Annotated in this window: 16 protein-coding genes; 12 read left to right on the forward strand and 4 right to left on the reverse strand. The window is 57.9% G+C overall.

Annotated elements, in window-relative coordinates; all coding sequences use genetic code 11:
* Positions 1 to 64: 64 nt before the first annotated feature.
* From NA78x_RS21710 to rsfS, 11 genes are all read left to right on the forward strand, one after another.
* Positions 65 to 1,393 (forward strand): O-antigen polymerase, encoded by a 1,329-nt coding sequence (locus tag NA78x_RS21710; protein WP_425614476.1) that lies wholly within the window; start codon positions 65 to 67, stop codon positions 1,391 to 1,393.
* Positions 1,390 to 2,403 carry a glycosyltransferase family 4 protein gene (locus tag NA78x_RS21715; RefSeq protein ID WP_425614477.1) on the forward strand — a complete coding sequence of 338 codons (1,014 nt, stop codon included), beginning with the start codon at positions 1,390 to 1,392 and terminating at the stop codon, positions 2,401 to 2,403. Before NA78x_RS21710 ends, NA78x_RS21715 begins: the two co-directional genes overlap by 4 nt.
* 6 nt (positions 2,404 to 2,409) lie before the next feature.
* Positions 2,410 to 3,678 (forward strand): glycosyltransferase, encoded by a 1,269-nt coding sequence (locus NA78x_RS21720; protein WP_425614478.1) that lies wholly within the window; start codon positions 2,410 to 2,412, stop codon positions 3,676 to 3,678.
* A gap of 343 nt (positions 3,679 to 4,021) precedes the next feature.
* The gene (locus tag NA78x_RS21725) at positions 4,022 to 4,831 is read left to right on the forward strand and encodes a CAP domain-containing protein (protein ID WP_425614479.1); all 810 of its coding nucleotides are present in this window, start codon (positions 4,022 to 4,024) and stop codon (positions 4,829 to 4,831) included.
* A 228-nt stretch (positions 4,832 to 5,059) separates the two neighbouring features.
* Positions 5,060 to 7,033 carry an arginine--tRNA ligase gene (argS, locus tag NA78x_RS21730; RefSeq protein WP_425614480.1) on the forward strand — a complete coding sequence of 658 codons (1,974 nt, stop codon included), beginning with the start codon at positions 5,060 to 5,062 and terminating at the stop codon, positions 7,031 to 7,033.
* Between the two features lie 48 nt (positions 7,034 to 7,081).
* Positions 7,082 to 7,942, forward strand: a complete 861-nt coding sequence (locus tag NA78x_RS21735; RefSeq protein ID WP_425614481.1) for a tetratricopeptide repeat protein — start codon at positions 7,082 to 7,084, stop codon at positions 7,940 to 7,942.
* A 91-nt stretch (positions 7,943 to 8,033) separates the two neighbouring features.
* Complete coding sequence (locus NA78x_RS21740; protein WP_425614482.1) at positions 8,034 to 8,255, forward strand: hypothetical protein; 222 nt, start codon at positions 8,034 to 8,036, stop codon at positions 8,253 to 8,255.
* A complete protein-coding gene (gene aroB, locus NA78x_RS21745) occupies positions 8,252 to 9,331 on the forward strand; it encodes a 3-dehydroquinate synthase (RefSeq protein ID WP_425614483.1) in 1,080 nt (359 codons plus the stop codon). Before NA78x_RS21740 ends, aroB begins: the two co-directional genes overlap by 4 nt.
* A gap of 138 nt (positions 9,332 to 9,469) precedes the next feature.
* On the forward strand, positions 9,470 to 10,099 hold the full coding sequence (locus NA78x_RS21750) for a response regulator transcription factor (RefSeq protein WP_425614484.1): 630 nt from the start codon (positions 9,470 to 9,472) through the stop codon (positions 10,097 to 10,099).
* Between the two features lie 274 nt (positions 10,100 to 10,373).
* Positions 10,374 to 11,495 carry a DNA-processing protein DprA gene (dprA, locus tag NA78x_RS21755; protein ID WP_425614485.1) on the forward strand — a complete coding sequence of 374 codons (1,122 nt, stop codon included), beginning with the start codon at positions 10,374 to 10,376 and terminating at the stop codon, positions 11,493 to 11,495.
* A gap of 121 nt (positions 11,496 to 11,616) precedes the next feature.
* Positions 11,617 to 12,003, forward strand: a complete 387-nt coding sequence (gene rsfS, locus NA78x_RS21760) for a ribosome silencing factor (protein ID WP_425614486.1) — start codon at positions 11,617 to 11,619, stop codon at positions 12,001 to 12,003.
* A gap of 24 nt (positions 12,004 to 12,027) precedes the next feature.
* Here the strand turns inward: rsfS and NA78x_RS21765 are convergent, their stop codons facing one another.
* From NA78x_RS21765 to NA78x_RS21775, 3 genes are all read right to left on the reverse strand, one after another.
* On the reverse strand, positions 12,028 to 13,458 hold the full coding sequence (locus NA78x_RS21765; protein WP_425614487.1) for a S41 family peptidase: 1,431 nt from the start codon (positions 13,456 to 13,458) through the stop codon (positions 12,028 to 12,030).
* A gap of 103 nt (positions 13,459 to 13,561) precedes the next feature.
* Positions 13,562 to 17,374 (reverse strand): protein kinase domain-containing protein, encoded by a 3,813-nt coding sequence (locus NA78x_RS21770; protein WP_425614488.1) that lies wholly within the window; start codon positions 17,372 to 17,374, stop codon positions 13,562 to 13,564.
* 49 nt (positions 17,375 to 17,423) lie between these two features.
* Entirely contained in the window at positions 17,424 to 18,059 is a 636-nt protein-coding gene (locus tag NA78x_RS21775) for an RNA polymerase sigma factor (protein WP_425614489.1), read from the reverse strand.
* Positions 18,060 to 18,266: 207 nt separating this feature from the next.
* On the opposite strand from NA78x_RS21775, the gene NA78x_RS21780 reads away from it, so the two are divergent.
* Positions 18,267 to 18,770 (forward strand): DinB family protein, encoded by a 504-nt coding sequence (locus tag NA78x_RS21780; RefSeq protein ID WP_425614490.1) that lies wholly within the window; start codon positions 18,267 to 18,269, stop codon positions 18,768 to 18,770.
* 18 nt (positions 18,771 to 18,788) lie between these two features.
* Here NA78x_RS21780 and NA78x_RS21785 read toward each other — a convergent pair whose 3' ends face one another.
* On the reverse strand, positions 18,789 to 21,842 hold the full coding sequence (locus tag NA78x_RS21785; protein WP_425614491.1) for a CHAT domain-containing protein: 3,054 nt from the start codon (positions 21,840 to 21,842) through the stop codon (positions 18,789 to 18,791).
* Between the last annotated feature and the right edge of the window lie 168 nt (positions 21,843 to 22,010).

Raw genomic sequence — 22,010 nt, forward strand, 5'->3', positions numbered from 1 at the left:
CGGCAAGCGGAGGAACATTCCGCGCTGTGTTGGCTTCGTTCCCTGTTTGCCCGAGTTCTGCGTCATGTCTACAGCTGTTCCCCATCGAACTCCGCTCGGCCGCCTCTGGTGGCTGAACCCGTCGTGGGTTTTTGGCATGGGGACGATCGGAACCTTCGCGCTGGCACAGATCCTCTCGGACAAGGCTTACTCGCTGTACGAGACGCCGAAGTACCTGAAGACCGAGCATTGGTGGATTGCTCTGTCGGCTTGGTTGGCACTGGAGATTGGCCGGCGCATCGGTTCCCAATGGCAAAAGAAACCGGGCCAATCTGGCGACGCGATTGCTAAGGACGTGGAGTGGTGGTTCTTGGCCACCTTCTACATGACCGTCGGGGCCTACTCGTTATTACTGCTGCGCGGCCTGCAGAATGGGCTTTCGTTGGGAGTGATTCTCGAAAACCTGCTGGCGCCGCCGCAGGATGTTTCACGAGAACTGGCTGGCGAGGTGGTCGTCTTCATACCCGGCGTTACCACCGCGACCCAGTTCGGCATCATTTGCGTGCTGCTGGGTCTGTGGTTGAATCATCGGGGCGTGGCGTACGTCCGCAAGTACATGGCGGTGATTGTGGGTTTGTCGGCGATGCGCGCCCTCCTTTTTCACGAACGATTGGCCATGATCGAAGTCGTCGTGCCAGCGGCGGTTTTGGTGCTGCGGCTCTACTGGCTGGCTCGCCCGCTGTCACCCGCGCTAAAGAACGCCTTTCGAGTGGCTCCCGTGGTTGGCCTAATCGGCGTCGTGACCATGTTCGGCGTGTTCGAGTACTTTCGCAGTTGGCGGCACTATCGGAACGAATTCACCTCCTATACCGACTTCACCCTGTGGCGGATCGGTGGCTATTACAGCACCAGCCAAAACAACGGCGCCTTGGGTTGGGAGCGAGAAGGTCAACGGCCGCTGCCGCTGGCCACGTTCGATGCTCTGTGGGAGTTTCCGCCAATCGAGAAATCGCCGCTGTCGTATGAATCGTTGACGGGCGTGAATGGCCCCGCCGCCCACACCGAAATGCTAAAGCAGTATGCCAACGTGGAATACAACAGCCCCGGCGGGCTCTTCGAGCCCATTCGTGACTTTGGCGTGATCGGCTCGTTGATCTGGTGGACGGTCTTTGGCGCGTTGCTGGGCTGGGCCTATCGTGGCTACTTAGAGGGTTCGCTCATTGGCTGCCTGTTGTTCCCGATTGCCTTCCTCAGCCTGCTGGAGATGCCGCGGTTTGTCTATTTGACACATCCGCGCATTTTGGCCCCGCTCGTGGTCATCGTCTGGTTGGGATGCCGCCTTTGGCTGGCGGAACGAAAGCGTCGTACCGCCGAGGCATCCGTTTCTTACCGTGCGCAAGGAGTTTCCCCATGACTCCCTGTGTAAACGGTCGCTATTTGGCTCAGCGCTTAACGGGTGTGCAGAGATACGCTCGCGAGATCGTCTCCCGCTGGGAACCAGTGCCCGTGTTCCAGCCCAAACGGGGCGGCAAAGGAGCCAGCGGTCACTTGTGGGAGCAGTTCCGACTGCCCACGCTCACGCGCGGGCTCCTTTGGTCTCCTTGCACGACGGGTCCGTTGGCCGTGAGGCAGCAAGTCGTCACGATTCACGACACCGCCTTCGTCGATCGCGCGGAGTGTTTTACCCGGGCGTTTGCTGCCTGGTATCAATGGCTGGTTCCTCGACTCGCCCGCCGTGTACAGCGGATCATCACGGTTTCGCAGTTCTCCAAGCAGCGGATTGTCGAATACTGCCGCGTGCCGGAGGAGAAAGTAGAAGTCATTTCCTGCGGTGTTGGTCCGCAGTTCCAGCCGCAGTCAGCACAGAACATCGCGCAGGCTCGGGAGCAATTGCAGCTTCCCGCGCGCTATGCCCTGTGCGTTTGCTCGCTCGAACCGCGCAAGAATCTACACCGGCTGCTGCAGAGTTGGGCGGCGATGAAAGACCGCCCCGACGATTTGCATCTGGTGCTCGTGGGTACGAAGGCCAAGGTTTATGGCGACATCGGCCTCAGCGAAGCTCCCCAGAACGTAGTGCTAGCTGGCTACGTCGGCGATGATCTGCTGCCGGCCGTTTACGCCGGGGCCGAGTTTTTCGCCTGCCCTTCTTTGTACGAGGGCTTCGGTCTGCCAGTCCTCGAAGCAATGGCTTGCGGCGTGCCCGTCATCTGTAGCAATTCGACCTCTCTACCCGAAGTGGCCGGCGATGCGGCCCTGCTGGTGGACCCGCTGCAGATCGAAAGTATCGCCGCCGCAATGCAGCAACTGGCCAACGATGCCTCACTGCGAGATCAACTGCGCCAGCGTGGCTGGGAACGAGCCAAACTTTTTAGTTGGGACGACGCCGCCCGCAAAACCTGGGACCTCCTGACCTCCGCTGGCTAAAACATCATGAATCGACCCATCAATATGCCCAATTCGCCTCCTGTCACCCCTTCGGTGGCCAAACCGCGCATCGCCTTAGTCCACGATTGGCTGGTTTCGCCCGGCGGTGCCGAGAAAGTGCTGCTGGAACTGCACGAGATGTATCCAGATGCGCCGATCTACACGGCCAACTACGTGCCAGAGAAGTTTCCCGAGTTCAAGAACGCCGACGTGCGGCCCACCTGGCTGGACCGGATCTCGCTCGCAAAGAAGAAGCACCAGCTCTTCTCGGTCTTTCGGGCCTGGGTCTTTCGAGGCCTCGATCTGTCGGACTTCGACATCGTCATCTCTTCCTGCAGCGCCGAGTCGAAGTACGTTCAGACTGGCGAGCAGACCCTGCATATCTGCTACTGCCACACGCCAGTTCGCTATTACTGGAGCGATTACGAGTGGTATCTGGCCCATCCTCCGTTCGGCAAGCTGAATTGGCTGGTGAAAGGCCTACTGCCAATGATGATCGGCTGGCTGCGGCGAATCGACTATCGGGGCGCTCAAACCGTCGATCGTTTCGTCGCCAACTCACGATTTGTGCAGGCCCGCATCGCGAAGTACTACCACAAAGACTCCACGGTCATCCATGCCCCGGTGAGTGTTGCCCAGTTCCCCGTGTCCCGCGAACGAGACGATTATTACCTGATTGTGGGTCGCCAGGTGGCGTATAAGCGTCTCGATCTGGCCGTAGATGCCTTCAACGAGCTGGGCTTGCCGCTGAAAGTGGCCGGGACCGGCGAGGAAATCGCCAAGCAAAAGCCGCGAGCGAAGGGGAACATCGAATTTCTGGGGCGCGTGCCTGACGAACAACTGCCGGGACTCTATGGTCGCGCGAAGGGATTTATCTTTCCTACCGAGGAAGACTTTGGCATCGTTCCCATTGAAGCGATGGCTTGCGGCACGCCGGTGATAGCATTCGGAGTCGGTGGAGCGCTGGAAACCGTGGTAGAAGGGCAAACAGGGACGTTTTTTCACGAGAAAACACCCGCCGCGCTCGTCGACGCCGTACGTCGTTTTCAAGAGATGGCATTCGATCCGGACCTCGTACGCGCTCAAGCCGAGCGTTTCAGTCAGGCAGTTTTTCGCCAGGCGATGGGTCAATTTGTTGCTGAAGAATGGAACCGTTTTGGTCTGGAAGCCAACGAATTGCCGGGCTCTACCGATTGCACAGCAACGGAAAATCCTGCAGCAGAAGCCACCACGGCGCATGATGCGGCAATGTCATTCGAAGGTTCCGTCAAATAGATTTCGATTATTTTTCTATTTTTTCACTAAGTGCGCATCAGCAGGTTGGCACGTCGTCGGAATTTGTGAATCAAATAGAGGGAACGCAAAAAATAAGCGGCAATCATACCCGCTTGGGCACTCCTCCCAAACTGTCCAATGCCCCTATTTTTGTTTTTACTGTGTAAAAGTTTCCAGCCGGAGTACCACCTATGGAGGGGTGAAGCCACAAATCTTAGCCTACCCCCGGTTGCGACAGCTTGACCGGTCACCCTTAATGGCCCCCGCACCTGTCACGTGACTTGTGCATAGATCGCAGCTTATGCGATCTACGTGACCGCTACTGTTTCCCACGGAGGCTAGGATGAAGCGATTGGCATGGGCATTGGTTTTGGTCAGCACGAGTGTGGCTGCCGCTCAACAAGCCGCAAACACCACAGTGCCGAACAAGACCGCAGACGCCAAGGCGACGCAAGAGAGCGTCGGGGCGAGTGGTAAGGACACCCAGAGCCAAACGAAGGCAAAGACAGTTTCTGCGACGACCAGCACACCGACCACCGCAGCCGGAAAGAAAGAGGAGAATCTTCAAGCTGCCAAGAAGCAGGCCAAACAGCCTGTGATCCTGCATCAGCATCCGACGATGGTCACCATGCTCCAACGGAGTAACGGCATTCGCGGCCGCATCGGCCTGCGAAACCATCGACTGAACCCCGCCCTCTGTGCGGCTGCTCAGAACCACGCCGAGTACATGGCAGCCACGGGCAGCTTTAGCCACGACACCAACGGCGGCTACGTCGAACGTGCTCGCCGGTTTGGCTTCCGCGGCGGCGTTCGTGAGAACATTGGCTGGAACTATGCCACCATCGACCATGCTTTCGCCGGCTGGCAGGGAAGCGGCGGTCACTACGCCGCCATTGTCAGCGGTACAACGGATGCCGGCTTTGGCTATGCCCGCTCTGCTAGCGGCCAAACCTACTGGGTCAGCGTCTATGGTGCAGCCACCGCACAAGACGAAGCCAACTATCAGGCCGTGATGATGAAGGACAAGGAACGGGCAGACGCAGCCGAAGCCGCGAAGGAAGCGGCGACCGCTGAAGCCGAAGCCACGGAAGAAGCGACCGAGAAGAAGCAGGTTGAAACCAAGCCCGTCTCGGAAGAACAGCCTGGTGCTTAGTCTCTCGTAAGCACGAGATCGTGATTCGCTCCGCCTGCCAGCGAACCTGGACCGCGAGACCAATCACTTACTATTGCGGGGTGTGCAGGACGACCCAGTCTGCACACCCCGCCTTGGTTTCTTGACCAAACATTGCTGCTTCGGACATTGCCGTTGAAGCACCCGCACGTCACACTTGAACCTTCCCGTTTCGATGGCATCGTCTCCCAGCACCGATCAACCGGCCCGATGAATATCCTCGCCCTACTGAAAAGTCGCTTCGCCCCAGCTTTGCAAGCACATGTGGCCGATCCCGCGCCGCTGCTGGAGATGATCCGCGTTGCGCAGGATGCGAAGTTCGGCGACTATCAGGCCAACTTTGCGATGTCGCTGGGGAAGCAACTCAGTAAGCCGCCGCGAGACGTTGCGACGCACATCGCTGCGGAAACGAAGCTCGACGACCTCTGCTTGCCACCCGAGGTTGCCGGCCCCGGCTTCATCAACTTGAAGCTGCGGGACGATTGGCTGGCGACTCAATTGCAAGCTGCCGCGACCGACGAACGCCTGGGGATCACCGCGACAGAGAAGCCACGCACGTTTGTCATCGACTACTCTTCGCCCAATGTCGCCAAGCCTATGCACGTCGGCCACATTCGCTCGACGGTGATCGGCGATGCACTCTATCGCACATTGCAGTTTCTCGGGCACAAAACCATCAGCGACAACCACCTCGGTGACTGGGGCACCCAGTTCGGGATGATCATCTATGGCTACAAGCACTTTGCCGATGCGGCCGCCTTTCAAGCTCGTCCCGTGCCGGAACTGAGTCGGCTCTATCGTCTCGTCAGCAAGTTAGTGGAGTATCGCGAAAGCCAGGCTGCGTTGCCGACAGTTCAGCAACGACTCACCCAGCGATTGCAGGAAATTGAAACGCTGAAATCTCAACCGACCGCTGCCGATAAAGCGGCCGCGAAGAAGGCCGCTCAGCAGCTGTCGCAGTTTCAAAACCAGGCGAAGGCGTTGCAAGACGAGATTGACTCACTTCGCAAGAAGATCGCCACCGTCGATTCCGATTCGCAACTCGCCAAACTCGCTGCGGACCATGCCGAGATCGATCAACGTGTCCTCGCTGAAACAGCCAAGCTGCACGAAGGTGATGCCGAGAATCTCAAGCTGTGGCACGACTTCCTGCCTCATTGTCGCGACGAAATCCAACGCGTTTACAAACGACTCAACGTGACCTTCGATCACGAACTGGGCGAGAGCTTCTATCACGATCGCCTCGCGCCTGTGGTCGAAGATTTTGAAAAACGTGGCCTGGCCAAGGACAGCCAAGGGGCCGTTTGCGTCTTTCTCGATGGCTTCGAAGCGCCGATGATCATCCGGAAGAAGGACGGCGCGTTTCTCTACTCGACGACCGATCTGGCCACGATCCAGTATCGCCGCGAGACCTGGAATCCCGACGCAATCTTGTACGTCGTCGACCACCGCCAAAGCGATCACTTCGAAAAGCTGTTTGCGGCTGCCGTCAAATGGGGCTGCGAAAACATTCAGCTGGCGCACGTCAAATTCGGCACGGTGCTTGGCGAAGACGGCCGACCGTACAAGACCCGCAGTGGCGATACGGTGGGCCTCGAAGGCTTGCTCGACGAAGCGGTCTCACGAGCAATCGACGTCGTGAAGTCAGTCGACGACGCGAATCCAGCCGGTCCACAATTCAGCACCGAGCAACGGCAAAACATTGCCGAAACAGTGGGAATTGGTGCGCTCAAGTACGCGGACCTTTCGCAGAACCGCGAGAGCGACTACACGTTCAGCTACGACAAGATGCTGGCGATGAATGGCAATACGGCCACCTACATGCAGTATTCCTACGCACGGGTTCGCAGCATTTTCCGCAAGGCTGAAACAACGCCGGCGGCAGTCCTCGCGGCCGGTGGCAAGATTCTGCTCTCGCATCCAGCGGAGCGCGCCCTCGGCATCCAACTGCTCCGCTTTGCCGAAGCGCTGGCCACCGTCGAAGCCGAGTTCCGTCCGCACTATCTCACGACTTACTTGTTTGAACTCGCTAAGAGCTATTCGACCTTCTTCGAAAACTGCCCGGTGCTGAAAGCCGAGTCAGCGGAACTGAAGAACAGTCGACTCCTGCTGTGCGATCTCACGGCCCGCACCATTGCCCTGGGGCTGCGCCTGCTGGGTATCGGCGTGGTCGAACAGATGTAAGCTGTCGCTGTAGCCTACGACCATCATTCCTCTTTGCGGTGAAACACCATGAGCAACTCTCCCTGGGTCGTCGAAACATCCGCTGCGACATTCGAAACCGATGTGCTCGAAAAGTCGAAGAGCGTGCCGGTCGTCCTCGATTTCTGGGCTGCCTGGTGCGGACCGTGCCGCAAGCTTGGCCCAATGCTCGAAAAAATGGTCGGCGAGTTCGCGGGTCAGATCGCGATGGTGAAGGCCGACGTCGATCAGTTGCCCGAACAGGCGCAGGCCTTTCGCGTCGAGAGCATTCCTGCCGTGTACGCGGTGCGCAATGGTCAGGTCGTTGATTCGTTTGTGGGTTTGCTCACCGAGCCGCAGCTGCGTCAGTGGATGGAATCGTTACTGCCGACTGAGTCTGATCTGCTCGTACAACAAGCCGAAGCCTGTGAAGGCACGGACCCGGCCATTGCCGAATCGCTCTATCAAAAGGCGCTCGACAAAGAAGACGACTTGCTCGTTGCCTCGCTGGGGCTGGCACGAACCCAGTTGGCTCAAGACAAGTTCGATGAAGCCGAGAAAACCATTGCCAAGCTGAAGGATCGCGGCTATCTCGAACCAGAGGCGGAAAAAATCCAGGCCGAGTTGCAGCTTCGCCGCGGCAGGGTTTCTGGTGGCGATTTGAGCACGCTTCAGCAGCAAGTGAAGGCTTCGGCCAACGATCTACCCCTGCGACTTCAATTGGCGGAAGCCTTGCTCGCCAGCGGCCAGTACGAAGCAGGGCTCAATGAGTGTCTGGCGGTGGTTGAGGCTGGACCGGGAGCCTCGCGCGACAAGGGTCGCGAGCTGATGGTCTCGACGTTCAAGATTCTGGGCGAAAGTTCGCCCCTGACGAATTCGTTCCGGCGGTCGTTGTCGCTGGCCTTGTGCTAGTCCCCGCGTCTTGTGCAAAAAACCGCACGCTTTATATTGGCAGGCTCGGTTAGCCCCCATGTTGGCTCGTTTGCAGTAGGAGTTCGCCCCCGTGGCCGATACGTTCGATCCTTACCGCGAAGCTCTGGTCGTGGAAACGCACACAGTTTGGCCTGCGGATGTGGCGGTGGCCCCAGCCGAAAAGGTCACTTTGGAAGCCAAGTTGCATGCCGAACCGCAGGCCTGTGCGGGCTTGGAATATGTCCGAGTTCACACAGGCTTTTGTCGCCAAATCACTGTTTCGGCCGCTGATCTGCAGCGCGTGCGCAAATGACCTTGGTTCGCGTCGAGTTGGGTCCCCGAGCCTACGATATCGAAGTAGGTAGCGGTCTGCTGACTACCAGCGCGAGCTTCTTCCAAACTCGGCACCCGGGTCGTCATGCCGTGCTGATTTGCGATGCCAACGTGCGCGGCCGCTACGCAGAGCCGTTGGCCGTCACGCTGCAGGCCGGCGGCTATCGCACCGATGTTCTCGAAGTCCCCGCGGGTGAAGAGACCAAGTGCATCGCGCAAGCAGAGCAACTCTGGAATGCCCTGCTGACGTGCCGAACCGATCGCAAGAGCGTGGTGATTGCCGTCGGCGGTGGCGTGGTCGGCGATTTGGCAGGCTTTGTCGCCGCGACCTTCACACGCGGTTTGGCCTTTTTTCAGGTCCCAACCACGCTGCTGGCTCAGGTCGATAGTAGCGTCGGCGGCAAAGTGGGCATCAACCTGCCTGCGGCCAAGAACATGGTCGGCTCCTTTTGGCAGCCAGCCGGGGTGATTATCGATCTGGCTGTTCTGCGCTCGCTTCCCAAACGAGAGTACCTGTCTGGACTGGCCGAAGTCGTAAAGTACGGCATGATTTTGGATGCACCGTTTTTCGAATATCTGGAGAGCGTCGTTCCACAGTTGCTAGCCCGGGACGAAATCGTCCTGGAACGTGTGGTCGGCCGTTGCTGCGAACTAAAGGCCCAGGTGGTCGAACAGGACGAGCGCGAGGAGACAGGCTTGCGAGCGGTATTGAACTACGGCCACACCTTTTGCCACGCGATTGAAACGGTCAGCGGGTATGGTCGCTTCTTGCATGGCGAAGCGGTGGCAATTGGCATGGTTCAGGCCTCGCAACTAGCAGAGCGATTGGGTCGAATTGATCAGGCACTGACGCTTCGCCAGCTGGAACTGCTGCAGAAGCTGGAACTGCCGACGCAGGTCAGCGGGCTCGATCCCGAACTGCTGCTGCAGGCAATGCAACGCGACAAGAAAGTGGAGCACGGCAAATTGCGGTTCGTCCTACCCACCAAAATGGGGCATGTGGAGTTGGTTGGTGATATCTCCCCCGATCTTGTGCGTCAGGTCCTCCTAAGTTGATGGGATTGGCATCTTTGGGTCAGAAAACCCTTGAAATTTTGGTTCAGGAAGTTCCCCATTCCCTTGCGTTTTGACCGATAAGTGAACTAACCTTACGGTTAACCGCAAGACTGTTTTCAACGCTTTGGCGTCACAACAATGGCAGATACCAGCACAATCCACATCATCGATGACGACTCCGGAGTGCGCGAGTCGCTGTTAGCCCTCGTGCAAATGCGCGGAATGAACGCCAAGGGCTACGCGTCGGCGGAATCATTCCTTGGCGCGCTTAAGACAGCAGACACCGGCTGCGTCATCTCCGACGTGCGAATGCCGGGCATGTCGGGGCTGCAACTGCTCGAAAAATTGGGCGAAGCCAAGAGCACGCTCCCGGTGATTGTGATCACTGCCTTCGCTGACGTGCCCACCGCCGTGCGGGCGATGCAAGCAGGCGCCGTGACGTTTCTAGAGAAGCCCTGCGGCGAAGCCGAGCTGATCGAGGCGATTCAGCAGGCACTCAATCTTGAGCAAGCCCAGCAAGCCCTGCGCAAGCAAAAGAGTGACGTCGAAAACAAACTGACCACCCTCACTCAGGACGAGATTGCGGTCATGCGCAAGATGCTGGAGGGGCTGCCCAACAAACGCATCGCTTCGGATCTCGATATCGGTCTGCGCACCGTCGAACTTCGCCGCTCCAACATCATGAAGAAGATGGGGGCTGGATCCCTGGCAGAGCTAGTTCGGCTCGCCCTCTTGGTGGACTTCTTTAAGGCTGAAGAAAAGCATTAGTCGGGATGTTTCGCTCGACTGTACCCGTCGTCAGGTCAAGCTGCAGTTGATAACTGGCGGCGCCAAGTAATTTCCAGGGTTGTTTTTCTCGCCTCGACCGCAATGATTCTTTTGCGGTCGATTTAGAACTCAAGCGAAGGCAGGTCGCGCGAGATTTTGGATCGGCCGTTTTTATTTCTTGCGGTCAGCCGCTGCAGGCTTCATCATATTTCGCAAATCCCATGTTTGGTGCGACGGTCGCAACCAAGGGAACATCTGATGCGAAAGCCTGCTTGTGAATCAATCTCCGTCTGATGCGGCGCGATTAGCTGCACTCCGTTTGGCTCTTGTCAGTGGCGTGGGGCCCATCACTCGCCAAGCCCTCTTGGCCCGCTTTAGCACTGCCGCCGCAACCTTGGCCGCCTCCACCAAAGAGTTGCGCGAGGTCAAAGGCGTTGGCCAGAAGTTGTGCCAGGCCATTCAGGATTCGATTCGCGAAGTGGATGCCGGCGAAGAGTTGTCGTATTGCGCATCGCAAAACATCAGCGTGCTCCTGGATTCTGACGCCGCGTATCCTGCGCGGTTGCGCGAGATCCCCGATCCGCCGGGCGTGTTGTTCATGCTCGGTGAACTGCTGGCCATCGATGAAATGGCGATTGCCATTGTCGGCACTCGGCACGCCACAACGTACGGCAAAGAACAGGCAGAACGCCTCGCGGCGGGCCTCGCGCGAGCGGGCTACACGATTGTAAGTGGACTCGCGCGCGGCATTGATGCCGCCGCCCATCAGGGCGCGCTCGCGGCCGGCGGAAGAACGATCGCCGTGCTGGGGAGTGGCATCCGAAATCTCTATCCTCCTGAACATGGCAACTTGGCGGAAGAAGTCGCCAAGCGAGGTGCGGTTATCAGCGAGTCACCGCCACGGACACCACCGCTGAGTGGAGCTTTCCCGCAGCGTAATCGTCTCATCTCCGGGCTGAGCCTGGGCACCATCGTTGTCGAAGCTGCGGAACGCTCGGGAGCATTGATCACTTCCAAGCATGCGATGGAGCAAGGCCGCGAGGTTTTTGCAGTCCCTGGAAGAGTCGACAATCGGATGGCGAGAGGTTGTCATCAACTGATTCGTGATGGCGCCAAGCTGGTGCAAGATGTGGATGACGTTCTCGAAGAATTGGGGCCGTTGCCGCAGCCCAGCAAACGTGAGGACGGTCTCGAAATTCGCCATCCGCTGGAGTTGCAACTCAACCCGCAGGAGCAGGCAGTGCTGCAAGCCATCGGCAGCGAGGAATGCTTGATCGACGAGGTAATCGTCCAAAGCGGTTTGCCCGTACCACGGGTGCTATCCACCTTGAGCGTGCTGGAAATGCGGCGGCTAGTCCGTCGCCTCAGCGGCAATCGGGTCCAGCGAGCCCGCTAAGGCCGGATTCTCGCCGGCGAAGCTTCCACCGCCAGCCCGAACCCAGGTCATGGTTTTTTGCTCTTGGATGAGTAGAATCTAATAGTCCGCTGTTTGTTTTCGAGAATTCCAGGGAGATGCCGTGGCCAGCACTGTCAGCCAGGTTGAATCGCGTCCAAGTCCGACTCGCAGTTTTTCGCTCGCGACTGCGGCGGCACGTGCTGCTGAAGACAATGCCGGCAAAAATGTCGTCGTGCTCGATATGCGCGATCAGGCACCGATTTTCGACTACTTTGTGGTGGCTACCGGCTCCAGCCAACGCCAATTGCGAGCCATGGCGGATGCCATCGACGACGTGCTGCAAAAGGAAATGAGCTGCGGCCGCTTCGGACAAGAAGGCTACCAGGATAGCCCGTGGGTGCTGCTCGACTTTGGCACGGTCGTCGTTCATCTCTTCGACGAGAAGACCCGCGAGTATTACCGCCTGGAAGACCTTTGGTCGGCTGCCCAGCCCGTCGAGTGGAAGTAAGACTGACCACTTGAGAAACGTGTCTCAGGACGAAGCTTTCTCGCGCTCGCTTTGCCAGAGCTTTTCGAAGTACTCAATCGCCCGCTGCAACTGCGGATCATCCACGGGCGCTTTGCTTGGCAGCTCCGCTTCCGGCTCGGGCACCGGTGGCAACTCGGTGGATTTCTCCGGCTCTGGGCGGGGCGGCTCTGGCTTCGTGGAGTTGTTTGTCGCGGGCTTTTCTTCGACCGGTGGAACTGTCGGCTCGGAACCTTCCACTGCTGAAATATCCCTCTCGTTCCGCTGCCGGTAGAGCTTCTCTTGCAGTTCTTTGCCAATGATCACTTCCAGACCCTGGTCGGGGCTGACCCCCCAATCGTCAGTGTCCTTCGCATCGCGCCGCTTGTGAATGTCTTTGCCGCTGGGACGCCAGTAACTGGCAAACGTCAAACGAAGCGCGCTCTTGTTGCCCTCCAGCATGTAAACCTTTTGCACGGTCCCTTTGCCCCAAGACCGTTGCCCAGCGACAACTGCTCGCCCGTTGTCCTGCAGACAGGCAGCAACAATTTCGCTCGCACTGGCCGAGAATCCATCCACCAGCACGAGAATCGGCAAACTCTTGGGCACTACCAGATCTGGTTTGGCCGAATGCGACTCGAGTTGCACCTTGTTGCGACCGCGAGTGCTGACGATCAAGCCCTCATCGAGGAAGGCATCGCAAACACCGACCGCCGAGGTGAGCAGGCCGCCAGCATTGCCGCGCATGTCAAGAATGAGCCCGTCGATGCTCTTGGCACCGGGGCCAAATGTTTCGAGCGCCGTTTTCAACTCATCCACCGTCCGCTCGCCGAAACTGACGATGCGGATATAGCCCAACCGCGGATGGCCGGGCAAGTTCCAGATCCATTCGCCCGCGGCGTCATGGCGATCTCCCTTTACCGACTCGATCGGAATCTTCGCGCGCTGAACTTCAAATTCCAAGGTTTCCTCGGACGTGCCGCGTTTCACAACGAGCTTGACGGTGGTGCCTTCTTCGCCACGGATGTCCTTGGTGCATTCTTCGAGCGACTTGCCGGCTGTGTCTTTGCCATCAATCTGGAGAATGATATCGCCCGCTTTCAGGCCCGCCTGGAACGCCGGCAACTTGGGAATAGGACTGCGAATCTTCAGGCGTTTTTCTTTTTCATCGAGTTCCACCACAATCCCAATGCCCGGAAACTCTTGACCAATCGCTTCTTGAAACTTGGGCAGTTCATCCGGCGTGGTGTACTTCGAGTAGGGATCGAGTTCGTCGATCATCCCTTCCATGGCCCCTTCGAACAACTTGCGCTCGTCAACATCGTCCACGTAATTGTCCACCACCAGGTTCATGGCCTCAGCCAAGGTTCCCACGTAGCGGTTGCGGCTGGCAGTGCGATAACAGGCCACGGATATCAGCATGGCGAGAAAGATGACCGAAATATTCCGGAGCGGCATGCGCGCGAAATCCTTGCGAGGCAGAATGTGGCAGCAAAAGATAACTGCCAAGCTCAATCGTCGGCACCACGGCGGCTTCTGTCAATTCCGCATGCGCATGCGACTAGCGAATCCCGAGAGAAGCGAGATCTCGCTTCAGCTGTTGCAGGTCCCACAGTTCGACACAATCGGTCGAGCGTCCGAGGACGGCGAGGTAGCGACCATCGGCCGAGATCCGCAACGTACTGGTCGGGGACGAAGTAATCGGAAGTTGGCTATACAGTTCGTAACCCTTAGCTGATCGCTCCCAGACTCGCAGTCGCCTGTCGACGGACGCGGTCACCAGAGTCTTGGCATCGGGCGTCGCGGCAATGGCCGTGATGGCCTCGTCGTGTGCCCGCAGGTCGAAGAGCGCCTCGCCGCCGGGCACCGAAATGCCACGCACCTTGCCGTTCTCGGCCGCAGCGAGCGCCAGATTGGCCGGTTCGCACAAAGCGGCGGCGACGACTTCTCTCCCCGCGCCCTGCCACATGGCGATCGAAGTCCCTCGCTGCGGATCGAGCCAATGAACCCGGCCATCTCGGGTGCCAACCAATGTTCCCTTCTCGCCCGCCTCGACACACCGAATGTTGCCAGCACCCGTCAAGTAGTGATTGGGGTTCGTCCAAGTGGTCAGCAACTTGCCACTGGGGTACTCCCAGCAATGGAGTTCGTCTTCGAGAATTCCAAAGAGGCGATTGCCTGACTTGGCCATCGATAGCTGGCTTAACAGAGCCTCGGATTCGCGACCTCCATCTCGTTGCTTCTCGTAGCCCAGTTCCACGCAATGAAGCTGTTCGAGCTGAAAGGACCGGAGGTGTTTGGCGGGTGTGATTTGCAGATCGATTGTCTTCAGAGTATTCAGCTTGGATGGCAAATGGATCGAGTACCACTGAAACTCCGATTGTTTTCCTGTCGCCCAAACAGGTGCGTCGGTAACCGTCGGTAGCCTTCCTACCCCGTTAATGCTGACGGAAAAGGAGGGCTCGAAAGACTGGGAAGCGTCGAGCTTCAGAGAAAACAGAAGCGTGGCAGCTTGCCGTTGAAACCGAGCGGGAGCTTGGAGGGTTCCTCGAACTCGGATTGGCACACCGTGCGGACGAATTGCCCAGATTTCCCGATCCTTTACTTCTGGATGCGGCAAACGGCGGATTTTTGCTTTGGGGTTCTTGGGATCTTTCTCCACGCTGGTGACTTCAAAATCAATTGCGGTGGTCTCACCCAGCAAAGGCAACGGGTGACTATGTGCGGCGGTGGAGAGTTTTTCTGCGGAACAAATGGTGGTGCCGAATGCCGCATGCCATAGCAGCGCCTTGCCATCTGGCTGCCAGGCTAATTGCGACATGGAGGCGAAAAAATCCATGCCGTCGAAGCCGCCCGTCTTCGTCAGCCTTTGCTCGCCAGTCGCGCAATCAATGGCGATCAGAGAATTCTGATAGCAGCCATGCCCACCACCGACGGCCGCTACACAAGCGAGCGTGCTGCCATTCGGAGAGAACTGCATGTCCTCCACTTGTACTGCCGGACTGGTGACCACGCGCCGAAAGGCGGGTTCGCGAACGCTCCAAACTTTCAACTCTCGGTCGTTGGCGACGACCAACCAGCGTTTTTGAGGATCGAACGCAACATCTTGAAAGTCATGCCGATCGAGAGTCAGTCTCATGGCCTGGCGACCGTTGGCAACATCGAATATCCGCACGATGCCACGATCGGAAAACGCGGAGAGCAACTGGCCATCATTCGACATCTGGAGTTCGTCGGCCGTCGGCTCGTCCCCGACCGTGTCGTCCGGTAGCAGACGACTAATGAAGCCGCCGGTCGTTTCATACACGCACAATCCGTAGTTCGACTCCCCCGCCAATAGACGACCAAATCCATCGCAAGCGAGGTCACTCTCAATACCCTTGGTAAAACTGTTCAAAGGGGCAAAGCGTGTGCGCGGCACCAAGGCCTGAGTCAGCATCCGCAATTCGTTACATGTCATGTTCTGCATGAACATCGCGTCGGCCTGCGGAGCGGAAGCGATACTGATCGTGAGCCCAGTAAGCTTCGTGATCGGCTTGACTTCATTCTGCCAATCGGGCCAGTACAGAAACTCGTAATCGCCTTTCGTGACCGCATAGAGAGCCTTGCCATTGGCGGACAACACAATGCGCGCCAACTCGCGGCTTTCGGAAATCGGCAGCGCTACAGGCTCTTTTGTTGGTTCCTGCAGGTCGAAACAAAAGATCGTTCCGAAACGCATACCTGCCGCCAGATAGCGGCCGTCTCCACTAAAGGCAAATTCGCGAATCCCGTCTTGAAAGCGATCGTATCCGCTTGTCAGGCGTTTCCACGAAGTCTCGTAATTCAACAGGATAAACTTGTGCTTTGGTTCAAGCGTGGCGGTGTCGTAGACGACAATCTGACACGTGAAAGTGCCTTTCAACTCTCCCACCGCCAACAGCTTGCCGTCGGGACTGAAGGCAATTCGCCCGATGAGCATTTTGGTATCGACCGTGGCACCTTCACGCAAGTCGAAGCCTGACAAGGCTTCAATGCCCAGTCCGCGCAATTCGATAGGATCAGCCGCCGACGTTTTGTTTTTGACCGCAATTTGCAAGTGATTTTCGGCAGCCTCCGACCAGCCGGGCGAGTGATCCGCGATGAGATTGCGGACGTTGGTAACCGTCGCGTAGTAGCGCTGGGCGTTGGCGTTTTCCTCTTGTTGTCTGGCGAGTTCTGCAGCGTATTGCCACCGCGTGTACACGCTGCCCGTCGATAGCAAGAGAGCGATTGCAATGAGCGTGGTGAGCAACAGGAGTGCCCGCGAAGGATACTTGCGGCACCAGCGCCAAGTTCGTTGCAAAGGCCCTTGAGCACGCGCGAGAATCGGCCGGCCATCGAGGTATCGCTGCAGGTCGTCGGCCAAGGCAGCAGCCGACTGGTAGCGAGAACGAGGCTCCTTTTCGAGGCACTTGAAGGTGATGGCATCGAGTTCCCGCGGCAGCTTGGGGTTGAGCTTACTGGGGGCCAGAGGATCGCGATTAACGATGAACTCGACTGCCTCCACAAAGGTGGCCGCTTGAAAAGGAGGGCGGCCCGTGATGACTTCGTACAGGATGACGCCCAGCGAATAGACATCACTCAAAGGTCCGACGTCGCTCTTGCCGGTTGCCTGCTCCGGAGACATGTAGGCGGGGGTGCCGAGCACTTGTCCCGTGGCCGTCGCTCGCATCGCCGATTCAGACAATTGCAGAGCCAGGCCAAAATCCATCACATGCGGCTGGTCCTTTTTATCGATCAGAATGTTGCTGGGTTTCAGGTCGCGATGAATCACGTCCTGATCGTGCGCATGTTGAATCGCGGCACCTAACCCAATCACCAGCCTAGCAGCGTCTTGGGGAGGTAGAGGTCCCGATTTCAGTCGCTCGGCGAGCGTCATGCCGTCGACATACATCATGGCGATGTAGTCGACTCCCGCATGCTGTCCGACATCGTGAACCGAAACGATTCCCGGATGCTGGAGCTTGCCGGCTGCCTTTGCCTCGCCTTTAAATCGCTCGCGCAAGTCAGGATCTAAGGCGGCATCGAACTGAGGAACTTTCAGCGCGACATGACGATGCAACTGGGGATCCCAGGCCAGAAACACCACGCCAAAGCGCCCGCGTCCCAGTTCTCGCCGAATCTCGAACCGTCCGAGTCGCTGCAGCGACGATTGGGGCTGGCTTATTTTCGGCTTCTGCCAACGCTTCTCGAGTCGATTGACAAAACTGTCAAACTCAAGATTGTCGAGCAACGCGGCGTCGTCCGCGATCGCCGCATCGTCTTCGATTGGATCGGTGGAAGTATCGCTTTCGAGGCGAGTTGACCCATGCAGCAAGTCAGCCGCGCGCGATAGATCGGCAGGTTTTTCCACAGCATCAGAATCCTGGAAGGGCGGCCACGAAATAATTTGGCAGCGATGCCTATTCGTCGGGGCCGTTCATTTCGACCCGCAGACGATGCACCGCGCGCGCCCAAATCATGCGGGCGGCATCGGGGGTTCGCTCGGTCCGCTCGCCAATTTGGGCAAACGATAGTTTATCCCGGTGGCGCATAAGAATCACGTTCTGATAGTCGGCTGGCAGCCGAGAAATTGCCGCGTCGAGTTCCAGGTCCTTCGAGAGAGAACTGCCGCTACCCATCACGACACTGTCCGCAAGCAGCGATTGTTTAGCATCCTGCGCCTGTTCGGATCGGCTGTCGTCGAGCGAAAACTCAGGCTCCAAGCCATGCCGCCTAGTGGCAGCCAAGCGGCGGCGCCAGTCGGCTGCATTCGAGCGCAGGATCGTTTCCAGCCACTGCATCAATTCGGCGACACTATGGCCGGTGAACTTTGGAAAATCTCGATGAGCTTCGAGGCATGACTGCTGAACGAGATCGGACTCGCGTACCTTGGCTCGCAATTCGGAGTCAAGTTCTTCGCGGGCGCACAGCAGCAGATACGGGTAGAGTCGGTGAAAAAGCTGTTCGACGGCTGCCGGATCGCCTTCATTGGCAAGTGCCAATAATCGCATGAGTTCCGCGTCGTCGCCGAACGTGGATTCATCGAAAGCACTCATCACGGAGCCAACTTTCACGGGAGAGAAGTATCTAGTTGGCGATTCTATCGTCATCGGCAACGACAAGCTATGGCAAGTGTTTCATTTTAACATTCTTATGAAGTTGCCTCTTTCAAAACTGGCTGAGTCGCGACAATTGCCTTTAATTCGTTATGATGCAGCGACAAAGTGACGTATCACAATTGAGCATAACGGAGAACCCAGTTCATGGACCCTCGGCTGGACTTAGCGATCAAGCAAATTGAATTTGCGCGGACTTATTTGCTGACAATGTTGATCGACTTTGCCGAGGATGAATGGTTTCAAATGCCTGCAGGCGCATCGACCCATCTAGCCTGGCAGATTGGACACTTAGCAATGGCGCAATACGGGCTCGTACTTTTTCGTCAGCGGGGGCGACAACCCGAAGACTTGCAGCTGATGACGTCCAGCTTTCGCAAGCAATTCAGCCGCGGCACGACTCCCGATCCAGACCCGGCGAAGAACCCGCCTGCGGTCGAAATCCGCGCGACCTTCGATCGCGTCTATCATCAGGCAATGATTGAATTGCCCAACATCGATCCCGCGACGCTCGACGAACCGATCGACATGCCTTATGCCGCATACGCAACCAAATACGGTTCGTTGCTGTTCTGCTCACATCACGAGATGTTGCACGTAGGGCAGATCGGCGTCCTTAGACGCCTGTTGGGAAAATCGCCGATTCGCTAAGCAGATTTATGGTCTCTACTATTCTGCGGCTGGCTTCTGCTCTTTCGCGACGTAAGCGCTGCTGTCGACAAGCATGTAACCAGCCCAGAAAAACGGATGCTCGGGTTTGAATTCTTCAAGTGTCGCTGGTGCTCGCAGCCGACCTTCTTCGCGCGGATCGACGTTCGTACCGCGCACCAAGGTGATCGCTCGGCGGTGAGCTTCGGCGGCCGGCAAGTGCGGCAGCTCTTGCGAGTACTCACGCACAAAGTCGTTCGTACTGCGACCGCCGACACGCCAACGAGAGAGCAACATTGAGCGACTACCGGACGCCATCAGGCCGCAGACGGTGAGAAACATTTCGTCTCCCGTACCACCTTTTTTCAGGCCAAATTCGGCTGGCGAGTGGAAGGTGGGGAACACAATTTGTTCCGGACAACCCCAGGGAAGTTGCATCCAGTCGCTTAGATTCGCTCCGGGCTTACCACGGTCGAGTTGCAACGGCGACCAGCCAAAGGGGAGCTTGTCGGTTTCTTCCATATCGGTGAGCATCACCAGTCGGTCGAACTGAGTGCCCATCAGGTTGCCGGTAGCTGGGGCGCTGGTTGTGAAAATTGTGGAACCTGGAATTGCACCAGCGATCTGCTCGGCGACGCCCTTTGCCACACTTTCGTCATCGCGCGGCAACACCTTGCCGGCCACGATAGCCGTTTTCGAGAGTGGCTTTTGATTTCGCTTATCGCCCAGCACCAGCGACATGGTTGGGGCATAGCGAATGTTCAGGTGCGAAATCAGCGGTGCACCCTCTGGGCTGCCAGGAAGAGGCAAGGCTTCGAAGGGGACATACCACAGAAAGCTGTCTGGAACGATGATCAGCTCTTTGTAGCGAGCCCAATCATCGGGCCCAGCACCATTGCTCAGCTTTTTCAAAATCGAAGCGGCCGGAGTCTTCCAGGCATCAGATGCCAGGTCTTCAACCGGGATCGGCGCGTTGCGATCGTAGAGCGACATCTTCTTGAATAGATCCGCCATCTCAACCTTCAACTTGTTCGGCGAGTCGAGCGTGAAGTAGGCGTACTGATCGTGTGTAAAGGCGAACGCGTGCAGATTGCGGCTGGTCTGGAAGAACGCCAGCACCAGGCTGCCGGGAGGAAGTTCCTTTTGCGTGTCCTTGACTGCCTTGAGTGGCGGGAACGGTTGCTCGGCGGCGACACGGGCCAGACCAATCTGATTCAGCAGCTGTTCCTGATTGCCACTGGCAGTACCCAATTGCTGAAACAGTTCGAGTTGCTTCTTTTGCTCGGCATCGTCCTGCGGCAGCAATGGCAATTGCTCCAGTGCCGCGCGAGCGGCACTGGCCTGTTGATTCAGCGCATCGTAGGCGGCAAAGCGGTTCAGCAGGTCTTGCTTCTGCAGTACCGCCGGTTCACTTAGTAGCTCTTTGGGAGCTTGCAGCACCCAGCGCAGGGCCAGCAGTCGGCCGCCCAGGGGCAAGATGGCATGAAATCGATGACGACGAATGCGATCGGCGATTTCCAGGGCCTTTTCGTGTTCTTTGCGAGCCAATGCCAGTTCGAACCAGTGTTCCATCGGCGGCACGTGGGGCGTCGATTGAATGGCAATCACATCGAGTGGGTCGAGTCGCCAATCTCGCGACGTCGGCTCGCGCAGTACGTTGGCATACAGCAGGTCGGCCAGTCGTTCGGTCACACCGCCGCTGGTGAACATGGCATCGGCGAGCACGATTTGAAACAGGCTGGGCGAAGCCTTGCGCTGGTAGTTGAGGGCAGCCACCAGGGACGTGCCGCCCCCCAAGTTGTTGCCTTGCGCGAGTTGAATACGGGCGGTTTGAAAGTTGAGGCGGCAGCCAATGGCTCCTTGCAAACACTCGGCGCGGCCGAGATTCGTGCGGGCTTGTCCGATGGTGTTGCTGGCGTTGTTCGTGTCGCCGGCGGCCAACAAGTTTTCGGCGAGGCCGGTGAGGAGCGTCACATTCATGGTGCGCAAGCGCTTGGACTTGGCCCATGCGGCGGCGGGAACGGCCGGAGCAAACACGCCTTGTTGCCCCGAGATGATGTGCATCAGCTGAGCATAGTGAAAGGCTTCTTCCATGACGTCGAAGCGATCGAACCAGGCAGCCGAGTAAGTGGCCTCTAAAAACGCCAGATAAGCAGCGTCGTACTTTTCCTGGGCGAAGGCGATCTTGCCCAACTCGAGAAAGGCGAGCGAAGTCATCGGGTGATCGAGCGTACCACCGGCGAGCAGGCCGCGTTGCAATTCGGAAATTGCCTGCACTTGCTTATTCGCGGCCGAGAGCGCCATGCCATATTGGATTTCGACGAAGCACTGAGCCCAATGATTCGGCGGGCCAGGTCGGCGCGAGAGAGCGTCGACCAGTTGCCCGGTGAGCGGATCGTGCTCGCAAGTGGGCCCCATGATCTCGCCGCGACGACGAATGGCCACAGCGATACAGCGAGCAATTTCGATGACGTTCGCCGGACGCAAACTGGGGGGCGCGATCACACCACCCTGACTGGCCGCTTGTTGATTGTCGATGCGGCCATGCAGCACTTGGAACTTCTCGGGGAAGTTGCCGATCTTCATCGCGCGGGTCGAAGCACCCCAGGTGATCGTCACACGCGGATTGTTCTGCTGTTCGATGTTGGCGGGAAACTCTACGCGCAGCATCCAATCGCGATGTGCCAAGAACAGTTTGCAAGCCGCCGCATATTGGTCGAGCGCGTTGGCCAGGTCGCCCATCTGGTAGTACGACTCGCCCATCATCGTGTGTTGGCAAATCGCATCGACCCAACGACCTTCCACGCTGACAAGGCCACCGCGGGCTGAGTCACGAAAGCCGCGAATCGCCGAGGCATAGTCACCATCGTAGTAAGGCCCGAACATGGCGAAGTAAGCATCGCCGGGCAAACTGCGATTTCCCAAACCCTGCGCATGTACGGGCGTTGGTGGGCATAGCGCCGAGCAAGCAGCAACCACTGCCACCACGGACAAGATTAGTCCCCGGCGTGGCAACCTGGACGACGACGAACGAAGGATGGCCTGCGCCGCACTGCCTGGCATGATGGAAATCATTGACCGAGATCCTCCCCTACCCTACGAACAAACCCGTCTTCAATTGTACGTTGCGGGGGAAGCGGGAGTGCGAGTGGAAGAGGGGGAGAATGGGAGAGGGGCAGAGAAAACGGAAGATTCTCGCTGTTTTACGACAATTCGTCAGCAGGCTGAACATTCGCTACCACT

This window comes from Anatilimnocola aquadivae (assembly GCF_049819085.1).
In the GTDB taxonomy this organism is placed as follows: Bacteria; Planctomycetota; Planctomycetia; order Pirellulales; family Pirellulaceae; genus Anatilimnocola.